Source organism: Nonomuraea sp. SBT364 (assembly GCF_001083785.1).
Classification (GTDB): Bacteria; Actinomycetota; Actinomycetes; order Streptosporangiales; family Streptosporangiaceae; genus Nonomuraea.
Map to the genome: position 1 here is coordinate 1 of NZ_LAVL01000339.1, position 1,754 is coordinate 1,754.

General features: G+C 73.2%; 2 protein-coding genes. Both read left to right on the top strand.

The window, feature by feature from the left end; all coding sequences use genetic code 11:
- Positions 1 to 83: 83 nt before the first annotated feature.
- Entirely contained in the window at positions 84 to 434 is a 351-nt protein-coding gene (locus tag ADY59_RS47200) for a hypothetical protein (protein WP_156326179.1), read from the top strand.
- Positions 435 to 470: 36 nt separating this feature from the next.
- A partial coding sequence (locus ADY59_RS47205) for an FAD-dependent oxidoreductase (protein WP_049577897.1) occupies positions 471 to 1,754 on the top strand: 1,284 nt, incomplete at its 3' end.

Below are 1,754 nucleotides of genomic sequence, written 5' to 3' on the forward strand. Positions count from 1 at the left end.
CCCCCGCGACGTCCGCTCCCGCGAGCGGCGCGTCCGAGGTAGCCACTTCCGAGGTAGCCACTTCCGAGGTGGGCGGTGCCGAGATGGCTGCTGCCGAGGTGGGCGGGTCCGAGGTGGGCGGTGCCGAGGTGGGCGGTGCCGAGGTGGCTGCGGCCGGGCCTTCAGGGGCGGCCGTTCCGGTCGGGACAGCTGAGGTGTACGGGCCGGCGAACCCGATGGGGCGGTTGCCGCTGGGCGTGCGGCAGGTCGTGGTGCAGGGGACGGAGGACGATCCGGACCTGCGTGACTTCGGGCGGCGTTACGCGAGGGCCGCGGCCATGGCCGGGGACCGGGTGACGTACGTGGAGATGGCCGGTGACCACTTCGACGTGATCGCCCCCGGGTCGGCCATCTGGCGGGCGACCGTCCGGGCCATCGACGGAGCGCTCGGATAGCTGGACATTCCGCCCAGTCCGCCGTACGAAGGAGGGGTGGAGGTCACGATCGTCGGCGCCGGCCTGGTCGGCTGCCTGCTCGCCTGCTTCCTGGCCCGCCGACGGCACCGGGTGACCCTGTACGAGCGCCGCCAGGATCCGCGGGAGCGCGGCGCGGACCGGGGCAGGTCGATCAACCTGGCGATCTCCGAGCGGGGCATCGACGCGCTGCGCCGGGTCGGGCTGGAACGCGAGGTGCTCAAGGACGCGATCCCGATGCCGGGACGGATGATGCACGCCCTCGACGGCGGCCTGACCTTCCAGCCCTACAGCCCGGGAGGGCGGCAGGCGATCAACTCCATCGGGCGGGCCGAGCTCAACCTCAAGCTCCTGGACGCCGCCACCGCGCTCCCCGGCGTCGAGGTGCGGTTCGGGCACCGGCTCACCGGGCTGGACGAGCGTACGGGAAGGCTGAGGTTCGAGACGGAAGCCGGACCCGGAGCCGGCGCGGAGGTGGAGGCCGAGGCGCGGGTGGTGATCGGCGCCGACGGCGCGTTCAGCGCGGTGCGCGGCCGCCTGCAGGCCCTGCCCGGCGTGAACTTCAGCCAGAGCTACCTCGACTACGGCTACAAGGAGCTCACCATCCCGGCGCGCGCCGGTGGGTTCGCGATGGAGCCGGGCGCGTTGCACATCTGGCCGCGCGGCGCCTCGATGATGATCGCCCTGCCGAACCCCGGCGGCTCGTTCACCTGCACCCTGTTCTGGCCGCACCACACCATCGCCGCCCTGGACAGCCCGCGACGCATCCGCGACCACTTCGCCGAGCACTACCCCGACGCGTTCGAGCTGATGCCGGACCTGGTCGAGGGCTTCCTGGCGAACCCGGTCGGCCACCTGGTCACGATGCGCTGCGACCCGTGGCACGTGACCACCGGGGCGGCCGTGGTCGGCCTGGTGGGCGACGCCGCGCACGCCATCGTGCCGTTCTACGGCCAGGGCGCGAACTGCGGGTTCGAGGACTGCGTCGAACTGGACCGCTGCCTGGACGAGACCGGCGACGACTTCGCCGGGGCGCTGGCGCTGTTCGAGCGCCGCAGGGCCGACACCGACGTGATCGCCCGTCTGGCGCTGGCGAACTTCGTGGAGATGCGGGACAAGGTCGGCTCCCGCGTGTTCCTGGCGGGCAAGCGGCTGGAGCACGCGCTGGAGCGGGCGCTGCCCGGGCGGTACGCCTCCCGTTACGAGCTGGTGTCGTTCTCCACGACCCCGTACGCCGAGGTGGAGCGCCGTGTCGCCCGTCAGCGCGGGTGGGCGGCGGGCGGGCTGATCCTGGGTGCGGCG